Origin of the sequence: Flavilitoribacter nigricans DSM 23189 = NBRC 102662, assembly GCF_002646595.1 — a bacterium.
GTDB lineage: Bacteria > Bacteroidota > Bacteroidia > Chitinophagales > Saprospiraceae > Flavilitoribacter > Flavilitoribacter nigricans.
Genome location: NZ_PDUD01000042.1, coordinates 29,890 through 46,407, shown reverse-complemented (window position 1 = coordinate 46,407; position 16,518 = coordinate 29,890). Strand labels below are relative to the sequence as shown.

Genomic DNA, 16,518 nt, shown 5'->3' with positions numbered 1-16,518 from the left:
GTGATGCGGAAAAAACATCAGATCATCGAATCATTAAGTCATCGGAGCAGTGTGACATCTCCTTTAAAATTCACGACCAGCCCGTCGATAAATCGTACTTCGGCCAGATAAACGAAGACCGCCGAATTCATCATCCGGCCGTTGAACATGCCGTCCCACCCCATGCTTTCGTCATTCGGCGCGAACTCACCCTGTTCGAAGACCAGATCTCCCCATCGATCAAATACTTTCAGCGATTGGATACTTTCTACCGCCGGTCCGGCGTAGACGGTAAAGCGGTCATTGGGACCATCCCCATTGGGAGAAAAGGCGTTCGGTATATACACCGGCCGGTTCTTGATCACGGCTACCCGTACGGAGTCCGTAGCGACACAGCCGGTCAGATCCGTCACGGTCACTTCAAAGACGGTAGAATTAATGGGCATGACCTCACCCGCCTGACAATCGCTGAACAGACAGTTGAAGATATCTTCACCACTGGGTGTCCAGCTATAAGTTACCATCGGATCGTTGGGCTGCGCCCGGACCGTGGTGGAATATCCCAGTTCGATGGTTTGATCCTGCCCGGCGTCGACAGTCAGTTCGGCGGGCTGATTCACCGTAGCTCCCACCGTTTCGGTGCACCCCAGGGCGTCCAGCACGGTAAAATCATAGGTACCGGACGGTAATTGCCCGAAGGACGTGCCGACCTGAAAGGTGATCCCGTCCAGGCTGTATTCGTAAGGGCCCGTTCCGCCGGAGCCAAGTACGTTCACCGCTCCGTCTTCATCACCGAAGCAGAGGTTATCCACAATGTCGACCACGTCAATAAACAGGGGATTGGGTTGGGTAAGCGTGATCACCCCATTGATCTCACAGCCGTTGCCGTCCAGCACGGTTACGGTATAATCCCCGGCGGCCAGACCGTCAATACTGGCCGTGTTACTGCTGGTCCCCCAGGTATAGGAGTAATCGCCAACGCCGCCGGTAGGCAAAGCCGTTACTTCGCCGTCCGTCAATCCGAAACAACTGATGTCCGTAGGATCGAAGGCCAGGTCGAGCGGCGGATGATCCTCGATGGTGAACTCAAATACGCCCTTACAGAGATTGGCATCCTGCACATTAACCGTATAGGTCCCGGCGGGCAGATTGTTCTTTATGTTATTATTTCCGAAGCCATTGCCGTCGTTGAAGTTGTATTCGTAGGCGGGCAGGCCGTTGCCGATATCCAGTTCGATCGTACCGTCCGAGAATCCGAAACAGGAGGGCGGCGTGATCGCATTGGCCGTTGGATCCAGGATCAGTTGCAGTTCCCGTACCGGTAGCAGCAATTCGGTTTCACAATTATTCATGTCCCGCACTACGACCGGGTAGTCGCCCTGCATGATGTTATTCAGTCCGTTATCCGGCCCGTAACCGGAATTTTGCCAGTTGTATTCGTAGCCGGGTGTTCCCCCGCTCACCTGGAGTTGCACCGCCCCGTCCGTTCCTCCGTTGCAGGTCGGCATGGTCACCAACGTGTCGAACTCGAACTCCGGAGGGCTGTCGATAACGAAGGATAGCTCCGTATCGCAGCCGACATCATCGACCACGGAAACGGTATAATTACCGGCCTCCAGCCCGAAAAGGTCTTCCCGCACTTCCCCGTTACTCCAGTTGTAAGACAGCGGCGGATAATTCGATCGGACCTCCAGGTCGATGGCGCCCGTGTTGGTACCCGGACAGACCAGGTCCGAAGTGACGCCCCCGGTCTGAAAGTGATCCGAACAGCATTCGACCAGAATGGGCACGGTAGCCGTCACGATACAGCCGCGCTCCGCTTCTACGGACAACTGGATTCCCTTTACGCCGGGGCGGTCAAAAGTAACGGTATGAGGTCCCTGTCCGGAAGCGGTGGGCGTTTGCGCATCGGCTCCGAAATTCCAGGCCCAGCCGACCAGATTGCCCACGTAGGCAGATTCGTCCGTAAAGGTGATCGACTGTCCCACGCAGATCGTTTCCGGGGTAGCGTTGAAATTGGCCGTAGGCCCCAGAAAAGTGCCCGTACCGCCAAACTCAATGGAAAAACCGCTACCGGAATTGGAAAAATTGCTCACTACCAGTGCGTAGCTGGCACCGGCGTCCATATTGATACCCGCCAGGAAGTTATTGTCGCCGGGATCACAACCGCAGTTCTCATTGACGTCCGCGTCCGTGAGATTCAGTCCGGTAGGTCCGGTACAGGGTTCCCAGACCGAAAAGGGGGATCCGCCCTGTTCTCCGGAAGACATACTCCGCAAAACGATTTTTCCACTACAGTCGTCAATACCGTTGGGCAGGCGATACAGATAAAAATCGAGATCGTCCGCCGGGTTCAGCGGGGTCAGGGTGAAGGTAAGCGAACCGGCCACATCGCAGGTCCATTTGTACCAGCTCGTGGCAAACTCAGAAACCGGAGAGCCGTTCCCACAAAAAATATCCGTGATCTCATTCGGGTTATTACCGGAACCGGAAACCTGCTCTACGGAAAAAGGGGATTTATCGCAGAGGATCACGCCCGGCTCACAGTCGCCGGAAGGAGCAGGAACGGAATTATAGTTATTGATACAGAGTCGAAAAGTTCCCTCAAAATCATCCTGAGCACTCACCCGGATGTAGTAAACGGCTCCGACTGAGAGGGGGCCGCCCAAAGTATTTACAGAATTGACGCCGATCCCATCCCCCACACATTCGATCTCCGTTGGCTCATCACAACTCCCCGAATAGAGGGCGATATTGGGCTTCTGCAGGGTCCCCACCTGTTGCTGGTTGGTTTCCACATCACCGGTCACGGTGATATTAACCGTATTGCCGATGGCAGTGAATACGAACCAGACATCCTTGTTGTTGGGCGTATCAAAAAAGCAGAAAGGTTTTTCAATGATGCCTTCGTCCTCAGCGTTAACGTTGGAAAAAGCATTGGGCTCCGAACACCAACTGACTAAATTCGTTAATTCAATGGCATCACTACAGATATCATTAGTGATCTGAGCCGATACGAAGGGCTGCAAGATCACCATAAAGATCAGGAACAGGTAAAGATTTCGCATAGTAGAATGTTCACGGTAATTTTTGGGGAAACATATAATGTAAAACGAGTTGGGGCCGGCTTAGATCAAGATTACCAGGAGTTTTTACAAAACATTAACGTCAATGAAACAATTTTTTGCCTAAAGTGATGCCTTTTTGAGAGGCTATCCCTGTCGGCGAGTAGCAATTACCTACCTTTGTAAAATTAGACGCCAAAAACTGGCGAAACGTTGGTTATGAAGCAGTATATTCCGAATACCGTCACCCTGTTAAATCTGTTCTGCGGCTGCTGCGCAACGGTCGCCATCCTTTACGATCAGGTAGAATTATGTCTGGTGCTACTGGCCGGTGGCATCATCGCCGATTATCTGGACGGTGCGGTTGCCCGGATGCTGGACGTCAAATCCATGCTGGGTAAAGAACTGGATTCCCTGGCCGACATGGTCACTTTCGGTCTTCTGCCCGGCGCGATCCTCTACTATCTGCTCAATCAGAATGATGGCGGCGACCCCGGACGGCTCGAACTGGTCTGGAAATATTCTCCGGCCTTCATCATTTCCCTTTTTTCGGCACTAAGGCTGGCCAAATTCAATATCGATACCCGGCAAACCGACCATTTCCTGGGCTTGCCGACCCCTTCTTCCACCATCTTTGTGGCCGGTATTCTGGCCATTTTTCATTACAACAGCTTCGGTCTGGCCGATTTCATTATCCAGCCCTGGCTCATTTTCACCCTCGCCATTATACTTTCCTGGCTGCTGGTATCGGACGTTCCCATGTTCAACCTGAAACTCTCCAGCTTCCGCTGGGCGGGCAATGAGATTAAATTTATCTTTGTCGGTATCGCCATCGTGCTGTTGGTCGTACTGGGAGTTGCCGGCCCGGCTACCGTTATTTTGCTCTACATACTTTTCAATCTGAGCCGGCATTTTTTAGCTCCGGGCAATCAATGACCAAAGATCGATCGGTAGTGGATCCGTTCATTCACCCTTAATCAATCATCATTCATTATAAATTCTATGGTGCTCCAAAAATCATTTGCCCTGTCGGCTTATCGCCGGGGTTATCATCTGATCACCCGGGAAGTACTCTCACAATTGCCGGACCTCCCGGCTACCGGTATGCTGAACCTCTTTATCAAGCATACCTCGGCGGCGCTCTGCGTTAATGAGAATGCCGACCCTTCGGTTCGCGATGACTTCGAAAGCATTTTCAATCATATCGTACCGGAAGATCTTCCCTTTCTGACCCATACCCTGGAAGGGCCCGATGATATGCCGGCCCATATCAAAGCCGCTATGATCGGATCCTCCGTTACCATTCCCATTACTCAGGGACGGCTCAATCTGGGTACCTGGCAGGGGATCTACCTGTGTGAATTCCGCAACCGGGCCAGCGGCCGCCATTTGGTAGCTACCGTGTACGGCTAGCTTTCCGATCCGGAACCAGGGTATATACACCAATCCCAGGCCGGCCGTTTAGAGGAAAGGGGATTGCCCCAATTCGAGCGCTCACCAGTCCCGCATTCTGCCGGCCCAATCCTATGCGATCGTACCACCGGACCGGAGTTTAATCGATAAAATAACCCGGCAATAGCAGAATTTATTAACTTCAAGCGACCATAACGCGCAATCGTTCCATTTCTGAAGAAAACAACTTAGCATGAAAACCTCAAAGTTTCGACAGTCGTTTCCCCACCAGTACCGGGAAGCCGTCTGGATCGCCCTCGTTACCCTGACCTTATCCCTGCTGGTCCTGAACTGCAGTGACACCATTACCGAAGAACAGGTAGAATTTACCCAGGGCGTCATCACCTTTATGGAAGAGGTGGAACCCGAACAGTATAAGATCGTTGATGAACAGGTGGTTGCCGATAAGACCGACAGCAAGATCATCACGGATTATCTGGATGGGCGCCGGGATACCATCTCCCTCTACGAAGCCCAGGCCATGAGTGCGGATACGACCAGCACCGGCACCCACCGGCGGAGTCATTACCGCACGTATTACGGTGGTCTGATGGGATTTTACCTGGGCCGCAGTACCAGCATTCCGCCTTCTCCCGGGGTCTATCAGAACCAGTCAACTTACAACCGGGTGCACAACAATGCCTACAGCAGTATGCAAAGTACAGCCCGCCGCACCACCGTTACCCGTCCTTCCGGTTCGAGCAAAGGCTTCGGCAGCAGCAGTAAATCCAGTCGTTCCTATGGTGGATGATCGGTTGGTCGAATTTGCCCCGTATACCAAAAAAGAAGTCAAAAAGATCGGGCGCGGCCTCGAATGGTACGTCGAAGAAGAATACCTGACCGGCGAATTGCTCGGAGTCAGTCAATCGGAGGTCCAGGCCTACCGCGATGCCTGTGCCGAACTCTACGATATGTTCGAGCAGGCAGCCGGGCACGTAGTCAGCAATCGGCGCTGGCAGGAACTGGGCATCCCCGCCAATGCGACCCGCATCATCGAGTACACCTGGGAAAACCGGTATCGCTATCCCCTGCTGTACGGAAGATTCGACCTGGCGGGCGTGATCGACGGCCGACCGGCCAAGTTGATCGAATTCAATGCCGATACCGCCACTACCCTTCCCGAAACGGTCGACATTCAGCCGCACCAGCTCCAGCGCGCCGGTTTTCGGCCGGACCAGCAGTTCAACCTTTTTTACGATCTCCTGCAGGAACAGATGCTGAAGATCCGGGAACTGCATCCGGAAAAGTCGGGAGAGTTTCTCGTAACCACGCTCGGTCATACAGAAGATAATCTGAACAGCTTCCTCATTGCCGATGCTGCCCGAAAACTGGGCTTCCACACCGAAATGCTGGAACTACCGGAGGTCGTATTTTCCCCGGAAGACGGCATCTTCATTGAACGCGGTAAGGAATATCTGCCTTTCGACTTTTGTTTCAAACTGATCCCCTGGGAATTTATCGCCATGGAGGAACCCGGACTGATGAACATTTTCACCGAACTGACCCTTAAGGAAAAAGCCGTGATCCTCAATCCGGCCTACAGCATGTTGTTCCAGTCCAAAGGTATCCTGAAAATTCTCTGGCAGCTTTTTCCCAATCACCCTTACCTGTTGGAGACAACGGATAGCCCCCGCGATTTTCGGAGACGCCCCTACGTGGAAAAAGTACTCTTCGGCCGGGAAGGTGAAAATGTCCAGGTATTCGACGAAACGGGTCGAAGCCGGGAACGCAACTACGGCGATTTCGGGCATTTCCCCAAGGTCTACCAGTCCTATACCCAGCTCCCGGTGGACAGTGACGGCGATATCTACCAGGCCGGGGTTTATTACACCGGACAGGCCGCGGCCCTATCCTTCCGCCGCCGGGATGGACTGATCGTTGATGCGGATGCGGAGTTCATCGGCCATTACATCATGGATTAAATGGGGCAGAGATGCTGGTATTCTGTGATTATCGCAGTATAATAGCAGCCTCGTACCAAAATCTAATCCAATGACACCGAAATCCGTATTCCTGGCCGAAATCACCAATCTGGAACTAGAGCAATTTCTAAAAAAACACCACACCGTTTACGTACCCGTCGGCGCCACCGAACAGCACGGCCCGCATTCTCCCGTGAGCACCGATGTACTCATTCCGCAGGAGATCGCCCGCCGGGTGGCCGAGCAGCAGGGAGATGCCCTGGTAGCGCCCGCCCTACCCTATACCCTCTCCTATCCGCACCGCGGTTTTGCCTGCGAATTCAGCCTGAGCATTGAGACCTTTATGGCCACGATCAAGGAACTGGCCATTTCCTTCGCCCGGGCCGGATTTAAACGCATTGTTTTTCTCAACGGCCACTACGACAATACCTACGCCTTAGCCTACGCCTGCGCGCAGGCGGCCGAACAACTTCCGGAAGGCGCAAAAGCCTTTCCCTTCAACTACTGGGACGGGATACCGGCCGAACGCTGGGCCCAGGCTACCGAAAACGGGAAAGGACTCCACGCCGGCGACGGTGAAGTATCGATGATCCTCGCCATCCGTCCGGACCTGATCGACAAAGACCAGCTCAATACCGAATTTCCCAACTTCCCGGAAACGAAAACCAAATCTCCGGCGCTGCACACGGCCTTTTTCTTTTCGGCCCCCGGTAGCGTCTACGCCATGACCAAAAGCGGCACCTGGGGCGATGCCACCCTGGCTACGGCCGAAAAAGGCGAACAGTTCCTGCAATGGGGAGTGGAATCGGTAGTGGACCTGATGGCGGATATTGAAAAGACGTTCCGGGAGTTGCCGGTGCGTTAGATAGAAGTACCCAAAATGCATATTTACCGGCCGACCATTTCGCCCGGCCGGTAGCCCTGTTCAAAGGTATAGCTACCGTCTCCGGAGATGATCATCACAAAGCGGGGCGATAGACTTTTGGCTTCGATGGCCCGGATCAGACTGCCGGCAACACCTTCCAGATCGGTAAGGTCCAGATCCACGGATCTTTCGGCGGGGATGAAATCGATGAAGAACTTGAAGGACGACCGTAAAGGACCGGATGCGGTGACGATCAGTTGATCCTTAGGATGCAACCCGACTTCTGCTTTCCGCAATCCTTCCAGGATCATGTTGGCCAATCGTTCCTGATTGTGATCATATTCAGCGAGTGCTTTTTCTTCCGCCAGACGATAGTAGGCATCATCCCGGAGGTGTTCGGCTTTTGCTTCGTAGACGTAATTTCCGACCTGATTGCCGAGCGGCAGGTAATGTTTGACTTTCCCGAAGCGATAATCCCGGGGAATATCCCGATAGGGGAATGCCCGGCACCGGCTTTTACCCAAGAAGTGCTCGCAGCGATAGCACTGGGATCCTCGTAAACTGGTGATGTGTCGGATTATTCCGATCCTTCCGGTCGGCATAGGCGATACTGTTGATCTAGTTACTCCTCGCGGGTCATTCCAGACGACCGCGTTCTAGCATTTTCACTTCTACCTCACCGGCTTCCAGATCCTGCTGTAATTGCCGGATCGCCTCCCGCACCCGCAATTCGGGACTACAGGTGAAAATATCCACCGCCGCGTAGGCATATTCCGGCCAGGTGTGGATGGTCAGATGGCTTTCCTGGATCACCAGCACCCCGCTTACGCCGTAGGGACTGAACTGATGAAAATGCCCGGATACAATGTGCACTTCGGCGACGGTCGCCGCTTTCCGCATGATCCGCTCTACGCCCGGAACGTCCTGTAATAAGCCGGGAGCACAATCTTTCAGCTCGATCAGCCAGTGCCGGCCGAGCGTTCGGGGAGGAGGGAGCGTGCGTTTTTCTGCTTCTTTTAGGGTTGATTTGCTCACTGGAAGACGTTTATTCATTAGGTTTGGTCTGCTAAAACTAATTTTTCAATAAAGTTAGGACAATAACGTTAGATGTAAATCCGGCTAGCGGTCGGAGGTATTGGAAGTTCTATGCCGGCCTTGTCAGCCGGGACTACAAAGTAAACAAGTATGAAGAAAGTCGACCTGTTTTTTCTATTAATCGTCCTTTTGTTTAGCTCGACGACCATGTCCGGCCAAACAACGGATCATCGACTCGGGGAAATCATCGTACAGCTTGTACCGGGAAAAGATCCGCAGCGTTGGGCCCGGAACTGGGAAAGTTTCGCCAACCGGCCTACCGACTTTCGCCTGCAGGATCGAATTTCTCCACCGCTCCATATCTATGTTTTTCATTTTGACCACGGTAAGGCCAACGAATTGCGACTGCTCAGCAGTATTCGCCGGGACCCGGCCGTGGTAGCGGCCCAGTTCAATCACTTTATCGATCTGCGGGAAACCGTACCCGATGATCCGCTTTTCGAAAATCAGTGGCAATACATCAATCCCGGCACGGATGGCGGCCTGGAAAACGCCGACCTGGATATCGATCTCGCCTGGGATGTCACTACCGGGGGCCTCACCGCCGACGGGGATACGATCGTAGTTTGTGTGATCGATGACGGCGTCAATATTTCCCACGAAGATCTTGCCGAAAACCTTTGGATCAACCGCGCGGAGATCCCCGATAACGGCATCGACGACGATCTCAACGGGTACATCGATGACTACCGGGGATGGAACGTACTCCAGGACAATGATGATATCGGAGCCGGCGGCACCCACGGATCTTCCGTCACGGGTGTGATCGGTGCCGTGGGTAACAATGGCGTCGGTGTGAGCGGGGTCAACTGGCGGGTAAAGCTGATGACGGTGAAGAGTAATTTCAACACCTCGGAAGCTACCGTGATCGAGGCTTATTCTTACCCCCTGATCCAACGCATGCGCTACAACGAAACGAACGGACTGGAGGGCGCCTTTGTGGTCGCTACCAATGCCTCCTGGGGGCGCGACCGCGGCTTCGCCGAGGATGCTCCCATCTGGTGCGGGCTCTACGATAGCCTGGGTGTACACGGCATCCTCAGCGTCGGCGCTACGGCTAATATGAACCTGGATGTAGACGTGGAAGGCGACCTGCCGACGACCTGCCCGAGTGATTACCTGCTCAGTGTCACGAATATTGACCGGAATGATGAAAAAGTGGCCGGGGCCGGCTACGGCCCATTAAGTATTGATCTGGGCGCTTACGGTCAGGAAGCCTATACCACCACCCGGTCCAATTACGGACTGTTCATGGGAACATCCAGCGCGACGCCACACGTTACCGGAGCCATCGCCCTGCTCTACGCCGCCCCCTGCCCGACCCTCATGGCCGTGGCGAAAAGTGATCCGGCGGGAGCGGCCCTGCTTATCCGGGATTACATCCTGAACTTTACGACTCCGAATACCAGTTTGGAAGACATAACGGTCACCGGCGGCCGACTGAACATCAACAACAGCATGCAGGCGCTGATGGCCAATTGTCAGGACTGCCAGCCCCCTACCAGCGTAAATCCGCGGGAGATCACCGATTCGCAGGCCAGTATTACCTGGATCGCCAACGACAGTATCAGCCGGGTAGATCTGCGTTACCGCATCATCGGCACCGCAGAATGGACGGAGATCACCGAAGCCGTCAGCCCGTATCTGCTGGAAAATCTGCAGCGATGTACCGATTACGAATTTCAGATCAAGACCTACTGTGGAGAGGACATTCTGGATTATTCCGGAAGCCGGACCTTCAAGACCGATGGTTGCTGCGAAGCGCCGGTCCCAATTATAGTTACCGATCTTACGGAATTCAGTGCTACCGTAAGCTGGCCTTCCGTGCTGGCGGCCGACCAGTATATCCTGCGTTTTCGCGAAAGCGGTACGGACACCTGGGAAGAAATTACCACCGCACTGACCACCGTACCGCTGACCGGACTGAATACCTGTACCAATTACGAGTACCAGGTATCCTTAAATTGCAGCGATGACCGTACCGCATCCAGTGACATTTTCACCTTCAACACCCTCGGTTGCGGCGTTTGCCAAGAAGCGGATTACTGCAATCCGGGCACCTACGACGCTAGCGGAGAATGGATAGCACGGGTCAACCTGGGCACACTCAATAACGAAAGTGTATCTAATGACGGTTACGGGTTCTTCAGCGATCTGCAAGCGCCCTATATCGAGCAGAACGGCACCTACGACATTCTCCTGAAGCCGGGCTTTTCCGAGCAGTCCTACAGCGAGTATTTCCTGGTCTGGATCGATTTCAATCAGGACGGCGTATTCGCCAGCGAAGAACTGGTATACGACCCCGGCATGACCACGAGGGATTCGCTGATCGGCCAAATCACCATTCCGGAAAACGCCAAACTGGGCAATACCCGGATGCGGATCGCCATGCGATTCCAGCAGGCCTCCAGCCCCTGTGCTCAGTTTGGTGGTAACATTTTCGGGGAAGTGGAAGACTACTGTCTGGAGATCATTCCGGCGACCAACTGCGCTTTGCCGTCCGCAATGGATACGGTATTTGTCAGCCACGACGAAGCACAACTGACCTGGATGTCCGCGGAGGGGGTATCGGATTATAATGTTCGCTACCGGCCGCTTGCTACGGATGACTGGAATACGCTGAGTGTTTCGGATACCACCATTCTCATCAGCGGTCTGGATCAGTGCACCAGCTACGAGGCCCAGGTACAGTCCGACTGTGGAGTTAATCAAAGTATTTTCTTCGGCAACCTGCCGTTTATCACCGATTGCGTGAATGCTGTAAACGAACCGGAAAAGCTCAATTCCTGGCGAGTATTTCCCAATCCAGTCCGGGAACAGTTGACCGTATCCTGGGATCTCCGGGAACTCCCGGCCCATGGCCTTGGCGTCCGGATACTCAGTACCAGCGGTCAGGTGCTCTACCGGCGGGATGGGGCCGGGCATACCGGCCGGCAACAGATCGTAGTCCCTACCCGCGATCTTCCGGCGGGACTTTATCTCGTGCAGTTGACCGACGGCCGCAGTGTACTGGCGGTTGAGAAAATCGTTAAACTGCAGTAGTCTAACTTGCCTCCGGCGGATCGCTTGTTCCGATCCGCCGGAGGCAGAACTGATTTAAGGATAAGAAGACAAAGCATCCATTTGTGAATTTCCTACATCGGAACTGAGACAGATGGAACTGCTCCGCCCGGAAATCTACTGAACTAATATTTTCCGTAAGATCGGTTGTTCGTGATCCGTCCGGATCTCCAGCAGATAGAATCCGGCTTCCAGCCCGTCCAGATCGTATTGTCGCTTGAAAAAAGAATAAGCCCTTACCGGCCGCCCCGTGGCATCCCGCAGGAGTAACAAACGGACCGGTCCCAGATCGGCATCCGTTTCCAAGGTAAAGGATTTCCGGGCCGGATTGGGAAAGACCCGCAAATGACCGGCCAGCGGATGTTGGGTGCCGACCGTTGCCGGGAACTCATAAGCACCAATATCAAAAGCTGCACCCTGCGGACGGGCATTGCCCGAGAGATCGATCGCAACGACGGATTGCACCGCGTCCGTTCCCCGATCAATGGCCGGTGATCCCGCTTTCAATTGAAAATCCTGTCCTCCGGGATCGGCGAATACATTTTCCGGATCATCGACCAAAAGGGAATGCTCATCCAAGCCGAGACCTTGCCACTCACTAAGGGGTACTGTGGACCCATCTCCGGTGGCACTGAGTTTATCGTTCAACAGATTATAATCACTGCTGAACTGCTCGATATTTTCCGCCGCAATACATCCCCGCCAGGCGTGTTGATTGATGATAATATTGTTGTAGATCTCGGTGCCTACATTGGAACCGGCTTTAACCAGTATTCCCCAGCGCCCGTCGTCCGGAACGATGATGGTATTGTTGTAAATTTTGGCGCCCCGGCTGGGAATAGCCCCATCCTGCTGGAAGAGTGCGATCCCCTGGGCCGAATGATTATTGTAGATGAGATTGTTGTAGACCACCGGATTTTCCACCCCGTCCATATTGATCCCCGCGGCCAGATTATTGTCAAATATGATATTGCCGTACACCTGCGCGTCGGAAATGATACCGTCACCACCGGCCGAAAGATCGCCGTTCATGTGGATGCCGATATTGTTGTTGCCGTAGCAGGTATTGTACCGGATGATAGGCCGGTCCGAACTATTGGAGACATAGATGCCGTGCTCGTCGATCGAATTGGTACAGGTATTGAACTCGATGAGGATGTCATCCGTAAAGGCCGTAAAGATCCCGCGTTCGGCATTATTATCACAGGAATTATTGCGTACCACACAGTGATCGCCTAATACCACCCGAATGCCGTTGCCGTTACCGGGCATATTGTTACAAATGAATCCGTCGATAACGATATGATCCGCATTTTCCACATTGATCCCGTCGTTGCGGATGGGGCCCGACTGATTAATAAGTGCCTGGGTGCCCGTGGCCCGGAAGACGATGGGTGCCGCCGGGGTACCGCTCACGTCCCGCACATCAAAGCCGGCATAAGTGCCATCGGCCACAAATACCGTATCGCCGGCGGCAATCAGCCCCACAGCGTGCTGAATGGTAATAAAAGCTTCCGCGGCGCTGAGCCCGGAATTGGCGTTCGATCCGCCGTTGGCTACGTAATAATTGGTGGCGTGAAGGCCGGTAGAGCCGGCCAGGCCGACCAGCAGCAGGATCAGTTCTTTAATTTTCATAGGGTTGGGTTTTAGGTTATGCATCTTACCGTAGGCTTTGAGCAAATTGCCGGTCTTCTAATGAGCGATCAGCAATTTCTTCACGATCCGTCGGTCGCTGCCCGCTTCCTGCAATATCAGATAATATTTGCCGCCAGGCAATCCGGCCAAATTCAGAGTGAAAGAATCTTGCACCGGGCGTTGTATAAATATTCGGCCATGGTCATCGGAAATGTGCAACTGATAATTACCCGATTTGGACAAACTCAGTGACACCCGGTCCGTCGCCGGATTGGGGAACAACACAACTTCTATCGGGTGACTGTCCCACACGGCCGTTGGCGTTTCATCCGGGCAGTAAGGCTCCGCACCCAGGGCCGTAGGGTCCGATACACCGGGATTAATGGTGGGATCGGTGTCGTCCTCATCCTCTCCAGGCAAATAGCCGTCATTGTCTTTATCGAAAGGAGAATATTTCCACAATTCATTACCACTCACGCCGTCATTTCCCGAGAAATAGATGAATTCCTTATACCGGATAAAATCCGCCGGATCGCCACTACCCGATCCCGGATAGAGGTCGAAAACCATGCGGGTACCGTCCGGAGTGCCGTCGGTAGACCACAGCTCCCGGCCGTGCATCCCGTCATCGGCGGTGAAATACAAAAGCGTATCCAGCGAAAAAAAATCGCGGACGAAGCTGTTACCGGGGCCCGGCAGGACATCTTTTACCAGATGCGCGCCCTCCGGGCTACCGTCCGTTCGCCACAATTCCGTCCCGTGCTCACTATCCACACCCACCACGAAGTATAGGTGATCTCCGTGTACAAAGAAGTTGTACGGACTGCTGTCCTCCCCTCCCGGATTGATGTCCTGCACCAATTCCGTCCCCAGCTCCGTACCGTCCGTTCGCCACAACTCCCGGCCGTACTGAGGAGAAAAGGCGGAAAAATATATTTCCCCTTTGAAGGCCGTAAAATGGGTCGGACGCGAACCAAAACTCCCGGGGAAGATATCGGCAATCCGGTAAGTGCCGGCCTCCGTTCCGTCCGTTCGCCAGATCTCCTCTCCGGAAACCCCATCATCTCCGGCGAAGTAGGCGAGTTCACCGAGCGTTATAATGCCGCTGATATAGGAATACGAACCGTTGGAGCTATAGCGATTGACATCCTTCACCAGTTGAGTACCCGCTTCCGTACCATCCGTTTTCCACAGTCCAACGCCGCGCATGCCGTCATCAGCCGTAAACAGTAAAATGGTATCCCCCAGCACCGAATTTGCCGGTGGCAAGAGGGGTAGCGACTGGCCGTTGGGGTCAATATCTTTCAGCAGGCGGGTGCCCTCCGTCGTGCCGTCAGAGATCCACAGCTCCTCCCCCACGCCGGGTGTAAAGGCGTTAAAGATCAAATTTTCGCCTAATCGTTTGATCCGTTCGGTAGAGGAGTTTCGGGTACCCTCCCCGATATCCAGTAGTACCTGGGTGCCGGCTTCCGTGCCGTCGCTCTGCCAGATTTCCCGCCCCAGATCCGGGTGTTCCGCCGTGAAGTAGAATTTATCGTTCAGTACCGTGGTCAGGATCAGATTGGAAGACTCCGGCCCCGGGTAAATATCCTTGACCGGGAAAGTCCCGGCGGCCGTGCCGTCTGTGATCCAGGGTTCGTGCCCGGAGCACCCGGCCCGGGCCCGGAAAACCAGATGTTCGTTAAAAAGAGTCATCACGGAAATAGTGGAACTGGCATTGGCGGTATTGAGGTCAATGTACAATTCCGTCCCCGCTTCGGTGCCATCGCTTTGCCAAAGCTCCAGGCCATGCATACCGTCGTCCGCGATCAGATAAGTGATCCCTTCGGATACCGCGAGGCCGCTGATGTCCGATCCGTAGGTTCCGGGAAAAATATCCCTTACCAGTACGGTTCCATCCTCCGTTCCGTCCGTTTTCCAAAGTTCGGGGCCGTGTATACCATCATCGGCAATGAAGTAGAATTCGCCGCCGTTTTGCACGCCTTTGACCCGATAATCTATGCCATCCGGACTACCTTGCCGGATGTCTTTCAACAGGTAGGTCCCCGTTTCGGTGCCGTCCGACACCCAAAGTTCCCGGCCGTGCGTGCCGTCCCTGGCTGAGAAATACAAGCGATCTCCGGCCACAAAGAAATGTTGCAGATAACTGTGATCACTACCCGGGGTAATGTCCTTCACCCGCCGGGTACCGGCAGCAGTACCGTCACTGGCCCAAAGCTCATTGCCGGCGGCTTCGTCCGATGCGGCAAAAAATAACTGCTCCCCAACCACCCTGAGATTAGCCGGGGAACTGGAAGCACTGCCCGGCAGCAGGTCCATAAAAATTTGAGTGCCGTCTGCGGTACCGTCGCTACGCCAGAGTTCGTAGCCGCTTGCACCGTCGTTCGCAATGAACCACAACTGCCCCCGAAAACTGGTCAGATAATGTACCCCGTTAGCCTGGTTAGCCGGATCGATGTCCTTAACCATCCGGGTACCGGCAGTAGTGCCGTCACTCATCCAGAGTTCCCGTTCAAAGACCGGATCGTCCAGTGTGAAGAACAGTTGATCGCCTATCGCCACAAACTGTTCGGGAAAGGAATTATCCGGAAGCGGGGCCACGAAAGTAGTACCGGGCGCGCTGCCGTCCGTCTTCCAGAGTTGAAAATCGTAATTGACATCGCGAATGATGAAAAAGATCTCTCCTCCGAGTTTTGTGAAATAACCGTTCCAACCGCTCGCATTACCGTTGGAAGGAAAGGACAGCAGCAGGCTATTTTCGCTAGTGGCCAGGTCCGACCTCCAGATCTCCGTGAGGCCCGTACTGCTCCGGTAAATCACCGAATAGACCTGATCATCGATAATTACCAGATCGTAAAAAGCATTGAAGGCACCCGGTGCCGAAAAATTGGTCAGCACTTCGGCCTGGGAGTTGTTGCCCGCTACTTTGAAGAATTCCGTGCCGAATTCGGGAGTATGGGCACTAAAAAAAATTCCCTGGGACCAGGTAGTCAGATGCTCCGGGAAAGCGCTATCGTTGTTCTGGTTGATATCGGCTACCAGTACCTGGGCTTGAACCGGACCGTTTGGACATAGGAAGAGCAGGGCGAAAAGGATCATCAGAGTCGGCGTTCTCATGCGTTACTTTTATTTGTAAAATTCGATCAGAGGAGTTTTCTAAGATAGAAACTGGTTTAAAAGACCGGTTTTTAACAGTTTTTATTTTACGCCTTCTAGCTTTAAGCTCGACTTTAGCATTTTAAGCAGTTCTATAAATGAGAGCTATCAAATGCTCAGTAAAGTCATTATTTAATTTATGCACATCCGGGTTTAAAGCGGATGTTTGAAAATACATTGGAGCCCAGGTTCGCCTTCGAACCTGGGGAGTAGCATCCGAAAAAGTCGGATATCTCCAGGGCTACGCCCTTCACCGATCTGATTCAAACCACAGCCCTAATCGGGATGG

The 16,518-nt window shown here is 53.7% G+C and carries 11 protein-coding genes; 6 read left to right on the top strand and 5 right to left on the bottom strand.

Annotated features, from left to right (window positions below; genetic code table 11):
* Positions 1 to 38: 38 nt before the first annotated feature.
* Positions 39 to 3,047 carry a T9SS type B sorting domain-containing protein gene (locus CRP01_RS32760; RefSeq protein ID WP_099154304.1) on the bottom strand — a complete coding sequence of 1,003 codons (3,009 nt, stop codon included), beginning with the start codon at positions 3,045 to 3,047 and terminating at the stop codon, positions 39 to 41.
* A 216-nt stretch (positions 3,048 to 3,263) separates the two neighbouring features.
* Here CRP01_RS32760 and CRP01_RS32755 point away from each other — a divergent pair, with 216 nt between their 5' ends.
* The 5 genes from CRP01_RS32755 (at position 3,264) to CRP01_RS32735 (ending at position 7,283) form a co-directional block, all read left to right on the top strand.
* Positions 3,264 to 3,980, top strand: a complete 717-nt coding sequence (locus CRP01_RS32755) for a CDP-alcohol phosphatidyltransferase family protein (RefSeq protein ID WP_099154303.1) — start codon at positions 3,264 to 3,266, stop codon at positions 3,978 to 3,980.
* A gap of 66 nt (positions 3,981 to 4,046) precedes the next feature.
* Positions 4,047 to 4,457 carry a secondary thiamine-phosphate synthase enzyme YjbQ gene (locus CRP01_RS32750; RefSeq protein ID WP_099154302.1) on the top strand — a complete coding sequence of 137 codons (411 nt, stop codon included), beginning with the start codon at positions 4,047 to 4,049 and terminating at the stop codon, positions 4,455 to 4,457.
* A 232-nt stretch (positions 4,458 to 4,689) separates the two neighbouring features.
* A complete protein-coding gene (locus CRP01_RS32745; RefSeq protein WP_099154301.1) occupies positions 4,690 to 5,247 on the top strand; it encodes a hypothetical protein in 558 nt (185 codons plus the stop codon).
* Positions 5,237 to 6,418 (top strand): glutathionylspermidine synthase family protein, encoded by a 1,182-nt coding sequence (locus CRP01_RS32740; RefSeq protein ID WP_170110631.1) that lies wholly within the window; start codon positions 5,237 to 5,239, stop codon positions 6,416 to 6,418. The genes CRP01_RS32745 and CRP01_RS32740 overlap by 11 nt, the downstream gene beginning before the upstream one ends.
* A gap of 70 nt (positions 6,419 to 6,488) precedes the next feature.
* On the top strand, positions 6,489 to 7,283 hold the full coding sequence (locus CRP01_RS32735) for a creatininase family protein (protein ID WP_099154299.1): 795 nt from the start codon (positions 6,489 to 6,491) through the stop codon (positions 7,281 to 7,283).
* Between the two features lie 23 nt (positions 7,284 to 7,306).
* Here the strand turns inward: CRP01_RS32735 and CRP01_RS32730 are convergent, their stop codons facing one another.
* Positions 7,307 to 7,885, bottom strand: coding sequence for a hypothetical protein (locus CRP01_RS32730; RefSeq protein ID WP_099154298.1), 579 nt, complete (start codon positions 7,883 to 7,885; stop codon positions 7,307 to 7,309).
* Between the two features lie 34 nt (positions 7,886 to 7,919).
* Entirely contained in the window at positions 7,920 to 8,318 is a 399-nt protein-coding gene (gene speD, locus CRP01_RS32725) for an adenosylmethionine decarboxylase (protein WP_233752806.1), read from the bottom strand.
* Between the two features lie 150 nt (positions 8,319 to 8,468).
* On the opposite strand from speD, the gene CRP01_RS32720 reads away from it, so the two are divergent.
* Positions 8,469 to 11,420 carry a S8 family serine peptidase gene (locus tag CRP01_RS32720; protein ID WP_099154296.1) on the top strand — a complete coding sequence of 984 codons (2,952 nt, stop codon included), beginning with the start codon at positions 8,469 to 8,471 and terminating at the stop codon, positions 11,418 to 11,420.
* A 135-nt stretch (positions 11,421 to 11,555) separates the two neighbouring features.
* Here the strand turns inward: CRP01_RS32720 and CRP01_RS32715 are convergent, their stop codons facing one another.
* Both CRP01_RS32715 and CRP01_RS32710 read right to left on the bottom strand, forming a co-directional pair.
* Positions 11,556 to 13,073, bottom strand: coding sequence for a choice-of-anchor Q domain-containing protein (locus tag CRP01_RS32715; protein ID WP_170110630.1), 1,518 nt, complete (start codon positions 13,071 to 13,073; stop codon positions 11,556 to 11,558).
* 57 nt (positions 13,074 to 13,130) lie between these two features.
* A complete protein-coding gene (locus CRP01_RS32710; RefSeq protein ID WP_099154294.1) occupies positions 13,131 to 16,190 on the bottom strand; it encodes an ELWxxDGT repeat protein in 3,060 nt (1,019 codons plus the stop codon).
* Between the last annotated feature and the right edge of the window lie 328 nt (positions 16,191 to 16,518).